Source organism: Streptomyces sp. NPDC002994, assembly GCF_040611155.1.
Lineage (GTDB): Bacteria > Actinomycetota > Actinomycetes > Streptomycetales > Streptomycetaceae > Streptomyces.
In genome coordinates this window covers 39,216-57,296 of record NZ_JBEXNQ010000031.1, presented here as the reverse complement: position 1 = coordinate 57,296, position 18,081 = coordinate 39,216, and the positions used below count along the sequence as shown (strand labels likewise).

18 protein-coding genes are annotated in these 18,081 nt (G+C 71.6%); 7 read left to right on the top strand and 11 right to left on the bottom strand.

The genetic code is table 11. The features are described 5' to 3' along the window. Nucleotides 1-5: 5 nt before the first annotated feature. The 7 genes from moeZ to ABZX79_RS31550 form a co-directional block, all read right to left on the bottom strand. Nucleotides 6-1,184, bottom strand: a complete 1,179-nt coding sequence (moeZ, locus tag ABZX79_RS31580) for an adenylyltransferase/sulfurtransferase MoeZ (protein ID WP_355265326.1) — start codon at nucleotides 1,182-1,184, stop codon at nucleotides 6-8. Nucleotides 1,185-1,247: 63 nt separating this feature from the next. After that, the gene (locus ABZX79_RS31575; protein WP_355265323.1) at nucleotides 1,248-2,021 is read right to left on the bottom strand and encodes a spherulation-specific family 4 protein; all 774 of its coding nucleotides are present in this window, start codon (nucleotides 2,019-2,021) and stop codon (nucleotides 1,248-1,250) included. Continuing rightward, nucleotides 2,009-3,019 carry an NAD-dependent epimerase/dehydratase family protein gene (locus ABZX79_RS31570; RefSeq protein ID WP_215130453.1) on the bottom strand — a complete coding sequence of 337 codons (1,011 nt, stop codon included), beginning with the start codon at nucleotides 3,017-3,019 and terminating at the stop codon, nucleotides 2,009-2,011. The genes ABZX79_RS31575 and ABZX79_RS31570 overlap by 13 nt, the downstream gene beginning before the upstream one ends. 148 nt (nucleotides 3,020-3,167) lie before the next feature. Next, on the bottom strand, nucleotides 3,168-4,742 hold the full coding sequence (locus ABZX79_RS31565) for a hypothetical protein (protein ID WP_355265320.1): 1,575 nt from the start codon (nucleotides 4,740-4,742) through the stop codon (nucleotides 3,168-3,170). After that, complete coding sequence (pelF, locus tag ABZX79_RS31560) at nucleotides 4,735-6,453, bottom strand: GT4 family glycosyltransferase PelF (RefSeq protein ID WP_355265317.1); 1,719 nt, start codon at nucleotides 6,451-6,453, stop codon at nucleotides 4,735-4,737. Before pelF ends, ABZX79_RS31565 begins: the two co-directional genes overlap by 8 nt. A gap of 219 nt (nucleotides 6,454-6,672) precedes the next feature. After that, a complete protein-coding gene (locus ABZX79_RS31555) occupies nucleotides 6,673-7,974 on the bottom strand; it encodes a DUF3152 domain-containing protein (RefSeq protein ID WP_355265314.1) in 1,302 nt (433 codons plus the stop codon). An 8-nt stretch (nucleotides 7,975-7,982) separates the two neighbouring features. Then, nucleotides 7,983-8,948, bottom strand: a complete 966-nt coding sequence (locus ABZX79_RS31550) for an alpha/beta hydrolase (protein ID WP_355265311.1) — start codon at nucleotides 8,946-8,948, stop codon at nucleotides 7,983-7,985. Between the two features lie 117 nt (nucleotides 8,949-9,065). Here ABZX79_RS31550 and ABZX79_RS31545 point away from each other — a divergent pair, with 117 nt between their 5' ends. The 4 genes from ABZX79_RS31545 (at nucleotide 9,066) to ABZX79_RS31530 (ending at nucleotide 10,958) form a co-directional block, all read left to right on the top strand. Continuing rightward, on the top strand, nucleotides 9,066-9,302 hold the full coding sequence (locus ABZX79_RS31545; RefSeq protein WP_355265308.1) for a hypothetical protein: 237 nt from the start codon (nucleotides 9,066-9,068) through the stop codon (nucleotides 9,300-9,302). Nucleotides 9,303-9,489: 187 nt separating this feature from the next. Continuing rightward, a complete protein-coding gene (locus ABZX79_RS31540; protein WP_214978069.1) occupies nucleotides 9,490-10,128 on the top strand; it encodes a TetR/AcrR family transcriptional regulator in 639 nt (212 codons plus the stop codon). Nucleotides 10,129-10,284: 156 nt separating this feature from the next. Next, complete coding sequence (locus ABZX79_RS31535; protein WP_028811791.1) at nucleotides 10,285-10,512, top strand: DUF3107 domain-containing protein; 228 nt, start codon at nucleotides 10,285-10,287, stop codon at nucleotides 10,510-10,512. 179 nt (nucleotides 10,513-10,691) lie between these two features. Next, nucleotides 10,692-10,958 (top strand): hypothetical protein, encoded by a 267-nt coding sequence (locus tag ABZX79_RS31530; protein ID WP_355265303.1) that lies wholly within the window; start codon nucleotides 10,692-10,694, stop codon nucleotides 10,956-10,958. A gap of 56 nt (nucleotides 10,959-11,014) precedes the next feature. On the opposite strand, the gene ABZX79_RS31525 is transcribed toward ABZX79_RS31530, so the two are convergent. Then, nucleotides 11,015-11,755, bottom strand: a complete 741-nt coding sequence (locus ABZX79_RS31525; protein ID WP_214975350.1) for a ferritin-like fold-containing protein — start codon at nucleotides 11,753-11,755, stop codon at nucleotides 11,015-11,017. A gap of 451 nt (nucleotides 11,756-12,206) precedes the next feature. On the opposite strand from ABZX79_RS31525, the gene ABZX79_RS31520 reads away from it, so the two are divergent. Both ABZX79_RS31520 and ABZX79_RS31515 read left to right on the top strand, forming a co-directional pair. Then, nucleotides 12,207-14,225 carry a DEAD/DEAH box helicase gene (locus ABZX79_RS31520; protein WP_355265300.1) on the top strand — a complete coding sequence of 673 codons (2,019 nt, stop codon included), beginning with the start codon at nucleotides 12,207-12,209 and terminating at the stop codon, nucleotides 14,223-14,225. 67 nt (nucleotides 14,226-14,292) lie between these two features. Then, nucleotides 14,293-15,132, top strand: a complete 840-nt coding sequence (locus tag ABZX79_RS31515; protein WP_355265297.1) for an alpha/beta hydrolase — start codon at nucleotides 14,293-14,295, stop codon at nucleotides 15,130-15,132. A gap of 25 nt (nucleotides 15,133-15,157) precedes the next feature. Here the strand turns inward: ABZX79_RS31515 and ABZX79_RS31510 are convergent, their stop codons facing one another. After that, nucleotides 15,158-16,075 carry an NYN domain-containing protein gene (locus ABZX79_RS31510; RefSeq protein ID WP_355265294.1) on the bottom strand — a complete coding sequence of 306 codons (918 nt, stop codon included), beginning with the start codon at nucleotides 16,073-16,075 and terminating at the stop codon, nucleotides 15,158-15,160. Nucleotides 16,076-16,277: 202 nt separating this feature from the next. On the opposite strand from ABZX79_RS31510, the gene ABZX79_RS31505 reads away from it, so the two are divergent. Then, nucleotides 16,278-16,430, top strand: a complete 153-nt coding sequence (locus ABZX79_RS31505; RefSeq protein ID WP_093799180.1) for a hypothetical protein — start codon at nucleotides 16,278-16,280, stop codon at nucleotides 16,428-16,430. A gap of 82 nt (nucleotides 16,431-16,512) precedes the next feature. On the opposite strand, the gene ABZX79_RS31500 is transcribed toward ABZX79_RS31505, so the two are convergent. Next, nucleotides 16,513-17,118 carry a MarC family protein gene (locus tag ABZX79_RS31500; protein WP_214975342.1) on the bottom strand — a complete coding sequence of 202 codons (606 nt, stop codon included), beginning with the start codon at nucleotides 17,116-17,118 and terminating at the stop codon, nucleotides 16,513-16,515. Nucleotides 17,119-17,189: 71 nt separating this feature from the next. Beyond that, nucleotides 17,190-18,056, bottom strand: a complete 867-nt coding sequence (locus ABZX79_RS31495) for a PHP domain-containing protein (protein ID WP_355265289.1) — start codon at nucleotides 18,054-18,056, stop codon at nucleotides 17,190-17,192. Between the last annotated feature and the right edge of the window lie 25 nt (nucleotides 18,057-18,081).

Genomic DNA, 18,081 nt, shown 5'->3' with positions numbered 1-18,081 from the left:
AAGGCCTAGTAGATCGGCTTCTCCGGCTCGATCTGGTTGACCCAGCCGATGACTCCGCCACCGACATGCACCGCGTCCGAGAAGCCCGCCGACTTCAGCACCGCGAGGACCTCCGCACTGCGGACGCCCGTCTTGCAGTGCAGGACGATGCGCTTGTCCTGCGGCATCTCCTGGAGAGCGGCGCCCATCAGGAACTCGTTCTTCGGGATCAGCCGCGCGCCCGGAATCGAGACGATCTCGTACTCGTTCGGCTCGCGGACGTCGATGATGTCGATCTTCTCGTCGCCGTCGATCCACTCCTTGAGCTGCTTGGGAGTGATCGTGGAGCCGAGCGCCGCCTCCTGCGCCTCCTCCGACACGACGCCGCAGAAGGCCTCGTAGTCGATGAGCTCGGTGACGGTCGGGTTCTCGCCGCACACCGCGCAGTCGGGGTCCTTGCGGACCTTGACCTGGCGGTACTGCATCTCCAGGGCGTCGTAGATCATCAGCCGGCCGACCAGCGGGTCGCCCACGCCGGCCAGCAGCTTGATCGCCTCGGTGACCTGGATCGAGCCGATGGACGCGCAGAGCACGCCCAGCACGCCGCCCTCGGCGCAGGACGGGACCATGCCCGGCGGCGGCGGCTCCGGGTAGAGGCAGCGGTAGCAGGGGCCGTGCTCGGACCAGAACACGGACGCCTGGCCGTCGAAGCGGTAGATCGAGCCCCAGACGTACGGCTTGTTGAGGAGCACGCACGCGTCGTTGACCAGGTAACGGGTCGCGAAGTTGTCGGTGCCGTCAACGATCAGGTCGTACTGGGAGAAGATCTCCATCACGTTCTCGGCTTCGAGCCGCTCTTCGTGAAGGACGACATTCACGTAGGGGTTGATGCCGAGGACCGAGTCGCGGGCGGACGCGGCCTTCGAGCGGCCGATGTCGGCCTGGCTGTGGATGATCTGGCGCTGCAGGTTCGACTCGTCGACCTCGTCGAACTCCACGATGCCGAGCGTTCCCACGCCGGCCGCCGCGAGGTACATGAGCGCGGGCGAACCCAGGCCGCCGGCGCCCACGGCAAGCACCTTGGCGTTCTTCAGCCGCTTCTGCCCGTCCATCCCGACATCCGGGATGATCAGGTGGCGGGAGTACCTGCGAACCTCGTCAACAGTGAGCTCGGCAGCGGGCTCGACCAGGGGTGGCAGCGACACGGGGACTCCGTAGGTCGGTCAATCAGTACGGTTGTTCTCCGCGTAACACTGCCACGCCCCTTCTCATTCCGAGACACCCGGTCCGATCCGCGAGACGATTTCGTCCCAGTAACCGGGCAGTGTCTCGAATGGGTCGCTTTGTCCGTCGCTGTCGCTCTGGTTCCCGTCGACAGTCCGGTCCGTCATGAAGACCGTCCCCGCGCCCTGCCAGCGGGCGATGCGCACGGCCTCCTCCAGGTGCGTACGCGGCAGCCCGTGCACGAGGTGGCAGAAGCGCTCCGGCGGGTAGTCCGCCGTCCACTCCGCCACCTGTGACCAGCGGTAGTCCGTCCACGGCCCCGAGAACGTCACCAGCTGGCCGGCGATCTCCGCATAGCCCGGATAGGGGTGGGTGCCGTGCCCGAGGACCAGGTGACCGCCGCCCTCGGCCAGCCCGCCGACCGTGGTCGTGACGCGCCGCACCGCCGGGAGGTCGGTCCGGTCGGTGGGACAGCGGTCCAGATAGAACCCGTCGACGCGGTACCAGTCGCGGAACCGCTGCGCGTCGGACACGAGCTCGCCGAAGGAGCGCGTCCCGTACGCCATGTCGAGCCGGCCCAGCACGCGGACACCGGCGTTGCGGATGCGGCCCGCGGCCTCCAGGCAGTGCGGGTCGGGGCAGGTGCCGGGGCCGTTGGACACGTTGAGCACCACCCAGTGCAACGGCGTTCCCGGACGGGTGAGCTCGCCCCACTCGGCCGGGGCGACGAGCGGATGGGCGTACCCGGGGACACCGACGCCCATCCGGTCGGCGGCGGTCGCGGCCTGCGCGCGCCGTGGCCTGGTCAGATGCGGCATGCCGCCTCCATCCAGATGTCCGCGAGCGACTCCTCCAGGTTGATCCGGGGCCGCCAGCCGAGCCGGTCGCGCGCGGTGCGCACATCGGCCTGCTGCCAGCTGCCGCAGCCGTCCGGGTAGGGGTACGGGCCGCCCAGGTGCTCCGGGGACATCTCCCCGCGCGGTGCGCCGACCGAGGCGAGCACGCTGCCCACTCCGCCGTTGCGCGCCGCCGCTGCCGCGCTGCCCGGGACGTAACCGGAAGGCGCGTCGAGCTCGTGCAGGGCGCCGCCGTAACCCGCGACCCTGGCCAGGACCGCGGCGGCGTCCCGCAGCCGGACCGCGCGGCCGGTGCCGATGTTGATGGCGCCCTGTGCGGCGGAGAGCGAGGCGGCGTGCACGGCGCGCGCCACATCGCGTACGTCGACGAAGTCGCGCTGTACGCCGAGGCCGCTGAGCTTCAGCTCGCCGTCCCCGGACTGCATCGCGCGGCGCATCGCCTCGGCGAGCCGCCCGAGCGGCGAGCCGGCGGGCGTTCCGGGGCCGACCGGCGAGAAGACCCGGAGCACGACGGCGTCGAGCCCGGAGCCGAGCACCAGCTCCGTGGCGGCGAGCTTGCTCACGCCGTACGGGCCGCCGGGGCGGGGCACGGCGTCCTCGGCGGTGGACGACCCCGGCTGCGAGGGCCCGTACTCGGCGGCACACCCGAGCTGCACGAGCCGCGCTCCGCAGCCGCTGCGGCGCAGGGCCTCGCAGACGGTCGCGACGGCGACGGTGTTGTGCCGGGTCAGGTCGCGGGCGCCGCCGCGGGTGGCGCCGGCGCAGTTGATGACGACTCCGGGGTGTACGGCGTTCAGGAAGCGCGTCAGCGCGCCGGGACTGCCGGTGGCGAGGTCGAACCGTACGTCGGCGTCGTCGCCCCGCCCGAGGGCGGTGAGCTGGACGGCCGGGTCGGCGAGCAGGCGGTCGGCGACGAAGCGGCCGAGATATCCGTTGGCACCCAGCAGCAGCACCCTCATCGCGCGTCCCCTCGGTGCCGACCGGCTGAAGTTGGGGGTTGGGGGGTCATGTTCACGTTCTCCTTCGGGATGGGGCGGTGATGCGGCGAGTGCTGCGGTGTACGCCCGCTGCGTCGGCTCCGCGGGAGGCTGAGGCGGATCGGTGCGGTCAGTGCGGCCCGGGCGGCCCGGGCGGCGCCGGCGCCTTCGTCTGCGCCTTGTGGGGGTCGGCGGCCCCGGTCCGGCCGGCGTGGGCCGAGGCGCGGGAGAGCGCCGCGGTGGCGTGGACGAGCAGGGCGAGCGCGGCCACGGCGCAGGCGACGGCGGGGACGGCGCCCGCGCCGCCGGCCTCCACGAGGTACTCGACGGGCGAGGCGACGAAGCCGCAGCCGGGCAGGCGGGCCGCGAGTACGGCGCAGAGCGTGGCGGCCTGGAGGGCGGCCGCGGTGGCGAGCCCGGCGGACGCGGACCGGTGGAAGCCGTGGACGGTGAGCAGCCGGGCGAGGAAGAGGAGGGCGCCGAGGGCGACCCCGGCCGCCAGGTCGGCAGCCCGGCCGCTGCCACCGGTCGCGCTTCCCACCGCGATCTGGAGGCAGAGGAGTACGCCCACGAACAGCCCGGTGACGCCGAGCAGGAGGGGGCGGGCCGCCGCCGCGAACTCCTCTGTGCCACGGCTCGCGGTGAGTTTGCGCCGCGCGTGTACGGCGAGGAGGTACGCGCACCAGGCGGCGGGCGCGAGCGCCGCGGCGAGGGCCACCAGCGTGGTGGTCTCCATCGGCCAGGCCCCGTCCGGACCCCCGGCGATCACCTCCCCGAGCAGCCCGTCCCCGAAGGCGGCGTACCCGAGCAGCCAGCACACCCACAGGCGCGCGGCGGGAGCGGTACGCCCCTCGGCGCGCAGGGGCCCGTGGCGCAGGCACAGGGCGAGCGCGACCGCGACAACCAGCATCCCGGTCAAGCCGATCGCCAACCGCCCACGCCCGCCGGCGAGTTCGAGCCCGGCAACCGTAACGACGCACGCGACGCCGGGCAGCAGCGCGTACGCGACCCAGCGGGCGCGCGGGGAGTCCTCGCGCGCCGGGGCCCGCCCGGCGCTGTCACCGACGCGCGGCACGCGTGCGTACAGCTCCTCGGCGAGCGCGAAGACGTCCCGGTGACGGAACCGCGCGGCGGTCCTGTCGGTCACCCCGTGCGCTTCGAGCCCGGCGGCGATCTCCAGCGGATCGACGGCCCGCTCGCACAACTCCCGGTGCCGGTGCATGAGTGCCCGCACCGGGTCGGCGGGCCCCCGGCGCGCCGGGGCGGCAGCCTCGGCTCGTCCGGACACGGCGGGCGCGAGCGCCGCCGGTGGCTCGTCGTCCCACCCGCCGGGACTCGCGGGAGTACGGGGCGCGTCCCAAGCGCCCCCACGGGGAACAGCCGGCGTACGGGATGCGCTCATCGACCTGCCTCCTGCACTGACGGTCGTAACTGCCGTAACTGCGCTCCTGACCTCGGCCGCCGGGATCGCGGTCGCTGCGGCCCTCATCCCGGCCACAGCCGGCCCGGCCGGGGCCCCGATCGCCTCGGCCACGGGCGGCGCAGCCGTCACGGCACTGCTCGCCGCCGCCTCAGCCGCTGCGCCGCTGGTCGCCGCAGTCGTGGTCGCCGAGTCGCTCGCGGTCGCTGTCTCGATCGCGGTGGTGGTCGCCACCGTGGTCACCGACCGTCTTGCCGGGTCCTGCCGGCTGCGTCGCTCAGGCATGGCGTTCTCCCAGCCCGGCGCCCGCGCCCACCGTTTGCGACGGAGTTTGCGACGGATCCGCGGCAGCCGTCCCCGCCCAGCTCGGCCCGGACGGCCCGCTGCCCGAACCGCCCCCCGCCCACCGCCCCGGCACATGCGTCTCCGCCGGGTTGGCGAAGAGCAGGGGTTCGCCGTCGAGGCCCACGGGCTCGCGGCGCACCGGGCAGTGCGAGATCAGCTCCAGGTAAATGCCTCGAAATGCCGCGAGGTTCTGCTCGACGGTGAAGAGTTCCAGCGCGCGAGCCCGCGCCGCCGCGCCCAGCCGATCCCGTCGCTGCGGATCGCGCATCAGCGCCACGCACGCGTCGGCCAGTGCGCGGGGATTGCGCGGCGGGACCACCAGGCCCGTACCGCCGATGACTTCGACGACCGCGCCGACGTCCGTCGATACCGTGGCGCGCCCGCAGAACATCGCCTCGACCAGGCTGATCGGGAAGCCCTCGACGACGCTGGAGAGGACGACCACACTCCCCGCGGCGTACGCGTCCGTCAGGTCCGGCACCTCGGGGCCGCCGATCTCCTCGAAGGAGACGGGGTTTTCGCCGACGGCGTGCGCGTCGGCGGCTTCGTCGGGGAAGAGCTGGGCGGCGAGCGCCTTGCAGTGCGCGAGGTAGGCGGCGGCCTCGGTGGCCTGCCCGGGCTGCTGGTTGTGCACGATCCGCAGCCGGGCCTGCGGCTCGTCCTTGCGGACCTCCGCGAAGGCGTGCAGCAGCGAGATCAAGTCCTTGGCGGGCTCCACGCGGCCGACCCAGACCAGCGTGCGGGGGTCGCCGCCGTCGTCCCCCTCCCCCAGGGCCGCGAAACGCTCGGCGTCCATGCCGGGGTAGACCGTACGCAGCTTCGCGCGATCGGCGCCGCACCGCTCCTGCCAGCGCCTGGCGTGCGTATTGCCCGGCGTGATGAGCGTGGCCCGGTCGTACACCTCGGCGGCGAGCTTGCCGTGGAAGGCGGCCAGCAGCGCCCGCACCGGCGAGCTCCGGGCGGTGTCGCCCGCGGCCAGGTACTGCGCCCGCAGATGTACGCCGTACTCGGTGACCAGCAGCGGTACGCCGAAGAAGCGTTTGCCCAGCAGCCCCGGCAGGGCGGCGGACCCGCCGGAGGCCGCGTGACACAGGTCGACGGCGCCAAGGCCCTCGGCGCCGTCGTACCAGTCCAGCGAAAGGGGCCGCAGGGCGCGCTCCAGCAGGTCGACGAATTCGAGGTAGTCGGGGACCTTCGCCGCGTGTACGGCGCGGCCGGCGCCGGGGGCACGGCAGGCGGATTCCAGCACGCGCACGGCGATTTCCGAGCGCAGGGCGGCATACAGCCCGCCGCACTCCCCCGCCAGCTCCGCGAGCCCGTAGAGACCGGCGGCGAAGCGGCCGCCCGCGCCTTCCTCGTCCGGTGCGCAGATCGCGCCGGCCAGCTCCCCGAAGTGCCCGGCGAAGCGGCGCCGTTCGCGCCGGCCGTACGTACGACCGTCGTCCGCCGGCGCCCACAGCGGCGCGGTACGCACCCGCCGCACCTGCGGCGGCAGCTGGAGCCGGCCCTGCGCCTCCTGGCGGGCGCTGCGGCTCAGGGCGTAAATGTCGAATTCGTACTGTGCGAGCCCGCGCACGAGCCGGTCGCACCACACCCTGGACTCACCGGTCGCATAGGGATAGCCACCCTCCGTAAGCAGTCCGATCCGCACGAGCGCACCCCCGATCTCCCTTGTGGGCGGCCGCCGTTGGTCCGGCGACTCCAGCGGGACCGACCGTATGCGGACATGCCGGTGACGCGACGGACGGTTGTCCATCGCGCCACCAAAAGGGGTGAACACGCGTAACTTTCGCCGCGCGGTAGCGTTCTGTCGCGCTAAGGAGCTTTTCGGTTACGTTCTGTCAGGCTGCGGCCAGCGCGCCGCAGAGCCTCAACTGCCGGGAAACACCCACGCGTTGGGCTTGCACCTGACGCCGCCGATGTCCAGCGACTTCGTCTGCTGCTGCATGATCGGCGCCAGCTCGCCCGGGGTCTCGCAGTTCTTGTGACCGTGCCCGAGCCGGTGGCCCACCTCGTGGTTGATGAGCATCTGCCGGTACGTGAACATCTTGTCCTTGCCGAACGTCTCGGCCCCCTGCGCCCACCGGTACGCGTTGATCATCACGCGCTCGGTCGCCGCCGAATCGCACGAGACATTGCCCGAGAGCGTGTCGAGACCTGACTTCGCACACCACACACCGGTGGTGCCCGGGCTCGCGAGCGTGACGACGAAGTCGGGCCGGCCGGAGGAGATCCGCTCGAACGTCATGGCGCCGTTGTGGGCCCAGCTCCGGTCGTCGTTGAGGGTCTCCTGCACGGCACGGGCGAAGACAGCGCCGTCGAGGCCGAGCCCCTTCTCGACATCCACCCGGTACACATACTTCTGCCCCTTGCCCGGGGCCTTGTCGAACCCGCCGATCGCCTGGAAGTCGCCCCGGCCCGTCAGCTTCGGGTCGATCGGGTACGTCCTGGCCATCTGCTGCTCGTACGTCGCCGGGGCGGCCGCCACTCCCCGCGACGGCGTCGGCCGGGAGTCCGAGCGCGAGGCGTCGCTCTCACCGGTGTTCCTGTCCCCGGCGGCCGGGGAGGCCACGGGGTCCTTGTCGCCCTGAGCGACCTGCCCGGCCACGACAACGGCGAGCACGGTGGTCACCGCGGCCGCGGCGATCCCGGTGAAGGCCCGCCCCTTGCCGCCTTTGGCAGGGGCGTCGCGAACGTCACCGCCATCGCCGTCATGAGCGTCATCAGCGGTCTCGTCGCGTTGCCCGTCGGTGACCGAGCCGGACGGACCGGCCGCGGACGGAAACCTGGGCGGAGCGTCGAACGCCTCGACGAACTCCTGCCGCGGTCCCGGTATCCGGGCTCCGGCCGCCGCGTACCGCGCCTGAGATTGCGCCTGCGCCTGCGGCCCCGGCCCCTGCGGCGCACGAGGCGCCCCCTGCCAGTCGCCGTACCTGCCGTCGGGCGCTACGCCCCAGCCGCCGCCGGACTCCCGCTGCTCGGGGTGCCCGCCGCGCACGTGCGGCACCCCATGAGCCGGAGTGCCGCCGTACTGCTGATGCTGCTGGGGGCGCTGTCTGCGCCGTACGCCCGCCGCGTCCGGACCTGCCGCGACTCCCTCACCCGGGCCCGGTATGGCGGGTTTTTCGGCAGCCCCCTTGGGTGCGGGGCCTCGGCGACTATGACGTCCCACGCGCCGGATCAGCTCCTACCGCAGTCATCGATCAGTTCCCGGACAGCGCTGGCGACCGCCTCCGGATATTCCATCATCGCCACGTGCCCGGCGTCGGGCAGGGTCAGCAGCCGCGAATCGCGGAACGCCGCCGCCGCCCTGCGCGCCATACGGTACGACACGAGCTGATCCCGCCCTCCGTACACCAGCAGCGTCGGCGCGAGCACCCGCTCCGCCTGCCGCCACAGACCGTGCTGTCCGCCCAGTGTGTACGCGTCGACGATCCCCCGCGCCGAACGCGTCATCGCGTCCCAGAAGTACGGCAGTTCCAGCCGCCGCTCCATTTCCTCCACGGCGTGCCGGAATGCCTCGGGCGTAACCGCCTGCGGATCGCCGTAACAGAGCGCCATCACGCCGCGCGTGCGCTGCTCGGCCGTCCAGTCCTTGCTGAGCCGGGCGAACAGCGAGGCGATCCCCGGCAGCGCGAGCAGCGCCGTCGGCACCGCCGTGCGCTGCACCCGGAGCTCCGGGAGGGCCGGCGAGACGAGCGTGAGCGTGCGCACCAGGTCGGGCCTGACGGCCGCGATGCGCGTGGCGACCGTGCCGCCCAGCGAGTTGCCGAAGAGGTGCACCGGTCCGCGCCCGCTCGCGTCGAGCAGCCGGATGCAGGCGCGCGCCTGCCCGCTGACCGAATAGTTGCCGTCGTCCGGTGGCGGGGAGTCCCCGAAACCGGGCAGGTCCACCGCCTCGCCGTCCAGGCGGTCGGCGAGCAGCGGCATCAGGGCCGACCAGTTCTGCGAGGACCCGCCGAGACCGTGCACGTACAGCGCGGGCGGGAGCCCGGTACGCGCCGGAGGCCGGGTGCGTACGTTCAGCGTCAGCCCGGGCAGGCTGACGGAGCGCAGCTTCTCCCCGTCGGCGACCCGCACGGCACTGACCCGTGGCACCGCGGTGGCGGCGGCGAGGCTGGGCCCGGGCAGCTCGGTCGAAGACATGCGGCAATGTTACGAGACGATCACGCACTGAATCGTGTGTTCGCCGTCACAGATCTACCCTCGGAGCAAAGGGGCGTACGCGCCGGCTCGAGTTCTCACTCTGAAAGGCAGCCACGCATGTCTGTCGATCCGACCGACCCGGACACCTTCGCAGCGGAGGAACCGTTCGACAACAACCAAGAACCCGACGAACTCGACAGCGACGCCTCCGAGGCGGACGCCGCGGAGCAGCGCACGGAGTGGCAGGAGACTCACGACGCTCCTCCGACCGGCATCGACCGCGGGGAGGCGACCGACGGCGACGCCGCGGAACAAGCCCGCGTCGTAGCCCTTGACGAGGACGACTACCGCTGATCCGACGCTACTGAAGGCGCTGGTCAGCCCCCGATCGGCCTTCCGCAGGCGTCCGGTCCGTGAAATTCTCCGTCCGCACCGCGCGCACCCGGGTTACCCAAAAGTACGATGGCGGGCGCGGCGCACACGGCGCACGGAACGGCCGTGCTGTTGAAAGGTCGCGAAACTGAAAGACATGGGAGGCGGCGTGACAGCCACCGAGCAGACAGAGGCGGCACGCCCACGCGGCACACGCCTGCCCCGCCGAGCCCGACGCAATCAACTTCTGGGCGCGGCGCAGGAGGTCTTCGTCGCGCAGGGGTACCACGCGGCGGCGATGGACGACATCGCCGAGCGGGCCGGCGTGAGCAAGCCGGTCCTGTACCAGCACTTCCCGGGAAAGCTGGAGCTGTACCTGGCCCTCCTGGACCAGCACTGCGAGTCGCTGCTCCAGGCGGTACGTACGGCCCTCGCCTCGACCACGGACAATAAGCTGCGCGTGGCCGCGACGATGGACGCCTATTTCGCGTACGTCGAGGACGAGGGCGGCGCGTTCCGTCTGGTCTTCGAGTCGGACCTGACGAACGAGCCGGCCGTGCGCGAGCGCGTCGACCGCGTGTCGCTCCAGTGCGCCGAGGCGATCAGTGAGGTCATCGCCGAGGACACCGGACTGTCCAAGGACGAGTCGATGCTGCTGGCCGTCGGTCTCGGCGGCGTGTCGCAGGTCGTCGCGCGCTACTGGCTCTCCAGCGGCAGCACGATTCCGCGCGACACGGCGGTGCAGCTGCTGACGTCGCTCGCCTGGCGCGGCATCGCGGGCTTCCCGCTGCACGGCAGCGAGCACTGACGCGGCGCGTGCTCGCGGAATGTGTTCCCGGCGCGTGTTCGCTTCCGGCATGCGTCGTCGGCGCGTTCCGTGTCCCCTCACCGGGCTAATGTGTGCTGCGTACAGCGCGGCTGACCGCGCACCGCAGCACTGGATGACCGTCGGAGGGACATAGCCGTGGAGGTCAAGATCGGCGTGCAGCACGCGCCCCGGGAGATCGTTCTGGAGAGCGGGCAGTCCACCGAGGAGGTCGAGCGCGCGGTTTCCGACGCGCTGGCCGGCAAGGCGCAGCTGCTCAGCCTCAAGGACGACAAGGGCCGTACGGTCCTCGTTCCCGCTGACCGGATCGCCTACGTAGAAATCGGCGAGCCGACGACGCGCAGGGTGGGCTTCGGCGCGCTGTAGGCGTCGGCAGCACCGCAGCACAGCAAACGGAACCGGCCCGGTGGGATCTCCCACCGGGCCGGTTCCGTTTGTTCATTTCGCAGGCCCGTTCGCAGGACCCGGGGAGGGTTGCCTTCCGCGAGGCGGGGGTAGTACGGGCTACGACCCATTTGCACCCTGGCTGCGCGGGAGGAAACCACGTGATCTTGGAAGCTCTCGGCTCCATTGCCCTCGGCTTCGCCCTTGCCTGGGCGGCTGCCCACCGGCTCGCGGACCGGCTGCCCTCACGGCGCCTGGTCCTGGCCGCGGGCCCGCTCGGGGCCCTGTTCGGTGCGTACGTCACGCATTCCGCACTGGGGCCCGGTCATGTCGTCGCGACACTGATCGGCGCGGTGGCGGTGGGAGCGGTCCTGCTGTCGCTCCTCATCCGCCCCAGGGGTCACATCCGCCGTTCGGCGGCGGCGTAACGCCCGGTCGCTCCGTCGGTCCGTCGGTCCGTCGGTCCGTCGGTCCGTCTGCGGGGTTACGCCGCCAACCCGAGCGCCGCCATGCGCTTGGTGTGAGCCTCGGTGATCCGGGAGAACATCCGCCCCACCTCCGCCAGGTCGAAACCGTCGGCGACGCCGCCCACGAGCATCGTGGACAGCGCGTCGCGGTCCGCCACGACCCGCTGCGCCTGCGAGAGCGCCTCACCCATCAGCCTGCGTGCCCAGAGCGCGAGCCGGCCGCCGCAGCGCGGGTCGGCCTCGATCGCGGCGCGTACCTTCTCCACCGCGAAGTTCCCGTGCCCCGTGTCGTCGAGCACGGCGAGCACGAGCCCGCGCGTGTCCGAGTCGAGCCGCTCCGCGACCTCGCGGTAGAAATCACTGGCGATCGAGTCGCCGACGTACGCCTTGACCAGCCCTTCGAGCCAGTCCGACGGCGCCGTCTGGCGGTGGAAGTCGTCCAGGGCCTTCGCGAAGGGCTCCATCGCCGCCGTCGGCTCCTCGTCGATCGCGGTCAGCCGGTCCCGCAGCCGCTCGAAGTGGTGGAACTCCGCCGACGCCATCTTCGCCAGCTCCGCCTTGTCGGCGAGCGTCGGGGCGAGCTTCGCGTCCTCGGCGAGGCGCTCGAAGGCCGCCAGCTCTCCGTACGCGAGCGCGCCCAGCAGGTCCACGACCGCGGCGTGGTAATTCGGCTCGGTGGACGCCGTCGCCCAGTCCTGGGCGGCGATACCGGTCCGGGGCGTCTCTTCGGGTGCAGTGGCGTTGTCAGGCGTCTCCATGAACCGCACAATAGCCCGCTCTGTGCGGTGCGTAAGGGCCTGGTCAGCCACTCATGTCACACCGATCCGGGAAATCCTCCCAACACACATGCGCGAATCCGGGGTACAGTGGTAATGCGCCTCGCAGAGTGCCCATGGCATTACGCGGCGCATTTGAATGAGGATGCCCGGTCGGTGGCCCGATCGGCTCCGACCCGACAGCCCTCCACGCGGGGCGTACCAAGGCGTACGACCGCAAGATGAGGGGCCCCCTCAGCGGCACGAGCGCTTGAGCGATGGCACGTGGTCCCGCGCCTCCCGGCCCATTTTTTGGCCGGACGAACACCAGGCACGGTACGACCCCCTTCGTTCGCGTCGCGTCGCGTCTCACAGAAGAGGCAGCACCCTGACTACGTTCCGAGACCTCGGGATCCTTTCCGAGACCGCCGAAGCCCTTGAGGCCGTCGGCATCATGTCCCCCTTCCCCATCCAGGAGATGACGCTCCCCGTCGCGCTCTCCGGCAGTGACGTCATCGGCCAGGCCAAGACCGGCACCGGCAAGACGCTCGGCTTCGGCCTTCCGCTGCTCGAGCGCGTCACCGTCCCCGCGGACGTCGAGGCCGGCCGGGCAGCGCCCGAGAAGCTGACCGAGGCCCCGCAGGCGCTCGTCGTCGTACCGACCCGTGAGCTGTGCCAGCAGGTCACCAACGACCTGCTGACCGCCGGCAAGGTCCGTAACGTCCGCGTGCTCGCCATTTACGGCGGCCGTGCGTACGAGCCCCAGGTGGAGGCGCTCAAGAAGGGCGTCGACATCGTCGTCGGTACGCCCGGGCGTCTGCTCGACCTGGCCGGCCAGAAGAAGCTCGACCTTTCTCATGTACGTTCGCTCGTCCTCGACGAGGCCGACGAGATGCTCGACCTGGGCTTCCTGCCCGACGTCGAGAAGATCATGAAGATGCTGCCGCCGAAGCGCCAGACGATGCTGTTCTCGGCGACCATGCCGGGCGCCGTCATCGGCCTCGCCCGCAAGTACATGTCGCAGCCGACGCACATCAGCGCCACGTCGCCCGACGACGAGGGCGCGACCGTCGCGAACATCACGCAGCACGTCTTCCGCGCGCACAACATGGACAAGCCGGAGCTCGTCTCCCGCATCCTCCAGGCCGACGGCCGCGGACTCGCGATGATCTTCTGCCGTACGAAGCGCACCGCCGCGGACATCGCCGAGCAGCTCGAGAAGCGCGGCTTCGCCTCCGGCGCGGTCCACGGTGACCTCGGCCAGGGCGCGCGTGAGCAGGCGCTGCGCGCGTTCCGCAACGGCAAGGTCGACGTGCTGGTCTGCACCGACGTCGCCGCGCGCGGTATCGACGTCGAGGGTGTGACCCACGTCATCAACTACCAGACGCCCGAGGACGAGAAGACCTACCTGCACCGCGTCGGCCGCACCGGCCGCGCGGGCGCGAAGGGCATCGCCGTCACCCTGGTCGACTGGGACGACATCCCGCGCTGGAAGCTCATCAACAAGGCGCTGGACCTGCCGTTCGACGAACCGGAGGAGACGTACTCCACGTCTGCTCACCTGTACGAGATCCTGTGCATCCCCGTCGGTACGAAGGGCATACTGCCCCGGGCCGACCGGACGCGTGCGGGTCTGCGCGCGGAGCAGGTCGAGGACCTCGGCGAGACGGGTGGCCGCGGGCGCAAGTCCGCACCGGCCGCTGCGGCTGCCGCGCCGGCCGTCGTTGAGGAGCGTGCCCCGCGTACGCCGCGTCAGCGTCGTCGTACGCGCAATGGGGCGCCGCTTTCGGCGGACGAGGCGACGGTTACTGCGGGTTCGGCGCCCGTTGAGGCGCCGGAGGCCGCTACGGCCACCGACGCTCCTGCCGAGCCGCGCACTCCCCGCCGCCGTCGCCGTACCCGTGCGGCCGACGCCGTCGTGGAGACGGTGGAGGCCCTGGTTCCCGCCCCCGCGGCGGAGCCCGAGGCTCCGACGAAGCCCCGTCGCCGTACGCGCGCCGCGAAGCCGGTCGAGGCCGCCTCCGAGGCAACCGCCGAGGCAACCGCGACCGCTGAGGCCGAGGTGGAGGCCGCTCCGGCCAAGGCACCGCGCCGCCGCACCCGCGCGGCCGTTGCCGTCGACACCACCGAGTTCCAGATCGCCCCCGCGGCGGAGCCGGAGGCTCCCCGTCGCCGTACGCGCACCGCCAAGACGGCCGAGGTCACGGTGGACGCTTCCGCCGAGGCCGAGGCCGCCCCGGCCAAGGCACCGCGTCGCCGCACCCGCGCCGCCGCCGTGGACACCGCCGAGGCCCAGGTCCCCGCCCCCGCGACGGAGACCGAGGCCCCGAAGGCGCCCCGACGCCGTACCCGCGCCGCCAAGCCGGCCGAGGTCACGGTGGACGCCTCCGCCGAGGCGGAGGCCGAGGCCGCTCCGGTGAAGGCACCGCGCCGCCGCACCCGCGCGGCCGTTGCCGCCCAGCCGGAGAGCTGAGCGAACCACTCCTGATGGCCCGGTCCCCGTTCGCGGGGGCCGGGCCATCAGCCGTTAGCCTCGTCGCATGAGCAGGCCGCCGACGTTCACCCCGCCCCCCGGTACCCGCGCGCTCCCCCTGCGCACGTCGCGCGGCGTATTCGCCGCCCTCGAAGCGCGGCCACCACGCGCGGAGCCCAGGGGTACCGCGCTCCTGCTGCCCGGCTACACCGGGAGCAAGGAAGACTTCATCGCGATGCTGGTGCCGCTCGCGGACGCCGGCTACCGGGTCGTCGCGGTCGACGGGCGCGGGCAGTACGAGTCCGAGGGCCCGGACGGCCAAGAGGCTTACGCACAGCGGCAGTTGGCGCTCGATGTCCTCGCGCAGGCAGAAGCTGTCGGTACGCCCGTACACCTCGTCGGGCACTCCCTCGGCGGTCAGGTCTCCCGTGCGGCCGTACTCATCGACGCCTCGCCGTTCGCGTCGCTGACCCTCATCTCGTCGGGCCCAGCCGAGGTTTCGCCCGCACAGCAGCAGAAGATCGCACTGCTGACACAGGCCCTCGGCGCCATGACCATGGCGCAGGTGTGGGAGGCCATGCAGCAGCTCGACCCGCCGGAGGACGCCGACCTCGACAGCAGCCCCCTGCGCGCACGCTGGCTGCGACACGCCCCCGCGCAGCTCGTCGCCACCGGCAGGCAGTTGACCGGCGAGCCGGACCGTGTGGACGAACTCGCCGCGGTGGGACTGCCGGTGCACGTGGTGTCGGGGGCTGTGGACGACACCTGGCCCGTGCCGCTGATCGACGCGATGGCCGAGCGGCTGGGCGCGTACCGGACCGTGATCGAGGGCGCCCAGCACTCACCGAACACCGACCGCCCGGAGGAGACCGCCAAGGCGCTGGCGGGGTTCTGGGACGCTCTTTAGCCTGTCCGTCAGCCCCGTCGCAGGCTCAGTACTGCGCCTGGAGGTGCTGCCAGAAGCCGTCCCGCAGCGCTCGGCGCAGGTCCGCGTGGCCGCGCAGGGATCGCTGGAGCAGCCGCTCCGCCTCCACCAGGAGCTCCTGGTCCACCGATCCCGGCAGGTAGGGGTGGCCAGGCAGCAGGTCGGCCAGCGATTCGCGGCCCCGCGCTCCCAGCCACGCCGCCGCGATCTGCGCGCCGATGAAGCGGACGTCCTCGCGGGTCGGCCGCGGGGTGCCCTCGTTCTCGTACGTCGTCACCGGGCGCCGCGTGACGTACGGCTTGCAGAAGTCACGGTCGAAGGTGCGCTGGCTGTCGACCTCCCACAGGAGCGGTTCGGCCTGGTTGCGGCCCTCGCCCGCCTCAATGCCCCACAGGTGGACGCGTGCGCCGTACCCCTGGGCCGCCTCGACCGCCGACACCAGGTCCTCGTCCCCGCCCACCAGTGCCGCGTCGCTGATCGCGCGGTGCCTGGCCAGCGATTCCAGGTCCGTACGGATCAGGGAGTCGACACCCTTCTGCTGGTTGTTGGCGTTGAGGTTGCCGAGGCGGACCTTGACGTCGGGCAGCTCGGCGATCGTCTGCTGCTCGGGGGTGTGGATGCGCCGCCTGGCCCCGTCGTACCAGTACACCCGCAGCAGCCTGCTGTCCGCGAAGATCGTGCGGGCCTTGTCGATGAAGGCCTCGATGATCCCTTCCGCGTCGAGGTCGAAGGACCTGCGGTCCTCGGTCCCGGTCACCAGCAGGCCCGCCGCCGCGTACACATACCCGGCGTCGACGAAGATCGCATGGGTGGAGGGGGTCTTCGCCACCTCGGCGAGCATGCGCTGGAGCAGCTCGTTGGTGCGTTCCAGGCGGGCGGTGACCCTGGCCAGTTCAGTGGGGCCCGAAGGCTGTGCGTCGTCCATACGGCTCTCATTGTCCGTGGCGTGAGCGAGCGGGCACAACCGGTCCCGCTACCAGTGAGTATTTAGAGAGCCGAAAGTTTTCTTTAGCGTAGGGAATGACTGTGGCGTGCACACCGTTGTAACCCATAGAGAACGCGGGGCGCCTAGCCTCGCGTTCCCACACATAGTTCTCCAGCAGGAGGATCAGACGAAGGGAGAAGCCTTGCGCTTCGAAATCATGCGCCTGGACGACGTCGACGGCTCCGCCGTTGACAGCACCGTCGTGGACGCCGCCTCCGTCAACCGGATCGTGCAGCAGGCCGCCTCTGTCGGCCAGCGCATCTATATCCGCCCGGCCGAGACCTCGGCTTCATAACACTCAGCAGTAGTGGTTTCAGTGAGAGGTAAGCGCCCCCGTACACCGTGTACGGGGGCGCTCGTGCGTCAGGGGCGGCCCGTCAGCTGCCCTGGATCACCTGGGTGACTCCGTTGATGATCTGCTGCACCGCGATCGCGGACAGCATCATGCCCGCGAGCCGCGTCACCAGGACCACGCCGCCGTCCTTGATCACGCGGATGATCAGCAGCGAGTAGCGCATGGTCAGCCACAGGACCACGTGCATCACGACGATCGCCGCCCACACCGAGACCTGCGCCTTGACGCTCTCCGCGTGCTGTACGGCGAGGATCACCGAGACGATCGCACCCGGACCCGCCAGCAGCGGCATCCCCAGCGGTACGAGCGCGACATTGACGTCCTTGGTCTGCGTCGGCTCGTCGGTCTTGCCGGTGAGCAGGTCGAGCGCGATCAGAAGCAGCAGCAGACCACCCGCGATCATCAGCGCGGGAACGGAGACATGCAGGTAGTCGAGGATCTGCTGGCCGAGGACGCCGAAGACGGCGATCACGCCGAAGGCGACAGCGACGGCCTGCCAGGCCATCCTGCGCTGCACCTTGGCAGGCCGCCCCGAAGTCAGGCCGAGGAAGATCGGCGTGATCCCAGGGGGGTCCATAATCACAAAAAGGGTGAGAAAGAGGGATCCGAAAACGGCAAAGTCGAGCACAGTGAGGCCTTGCGAGAAGAGGGGTCGTACGAGGGAGGAGTCACGGCGTACGGACTGACGGACTGACGGACTTACGGAAGGAGACTTCCGCCCGCGCCCGGCACCGGGAACGCGCCGGTCGCCCGCCGCGTGATCTCGCCGTAGATCTCGGGGTCCGTGGTGAACTCACCGAGCCGCACGGTCTTCCGGCTGCCGTGGTAGTCGCTGGACCCGGTCGTCAGCAGCCCCAGATCGGCGGCGAGGCCGCGCATGCGCGCGCGGGTGGGCTCGTCGTGGTCCATGTGGTCGACCTCGATCCCGTCGAGGCCCGCGGCGGCGAGCGCCGCTATCGCGCTCTCGGGAACGGTGTCGCCACGCTTGGCGGCGCCGGGGTGCGCGAAGACGGTGACTCCGCCGGCCGCCTTGACGAGGCGGATCGCGTCGAAGGGGTCGAGTTCGTGCTTCTCGACGTACGCCCGGCCGCCGTTGGCCAGCCAGTCGGGCGTAAAGGCGTCCGAGACGCTCTCGACGACACCCAGTTCCATCAGCGCGGACGCGATGTGCGGGCGGCCGACCGAGCCGTCTCCGGCGATACGGGCGACCTGGTCCCACTCGATCGGTACGCCCAGCTCGCGCAGCTTGCCGACCATGCCCTGCGCACGCGGCACCCGGTCGTCCCGTACCAGCTCACGCTCACGCGCCAGCTCGGGCTCGTCGGGATCGAAGAGGTACGCCAGCATGTGCAGCCCGATGCCGTCGAGACGGCAGGAGAGCTCGGCGCCGGTGACGAGGGTCAGCCCGGCCGGAAGCGCGGCGATCGCCTCGGCGTGGCCGCGCGTCGAGTCGTGGTCGGTGAGCGCCACGACGTCGAGTCCGGCGGCCGCGGCGTTACGCACCAGCTCGGCGGGGGTGTCCGTGCCGTCCGAAGCCGTGGAGTGGGTGTGCAGGTCGATGCGCACGACGCTTGGCTCCGGGGCTCGGCGG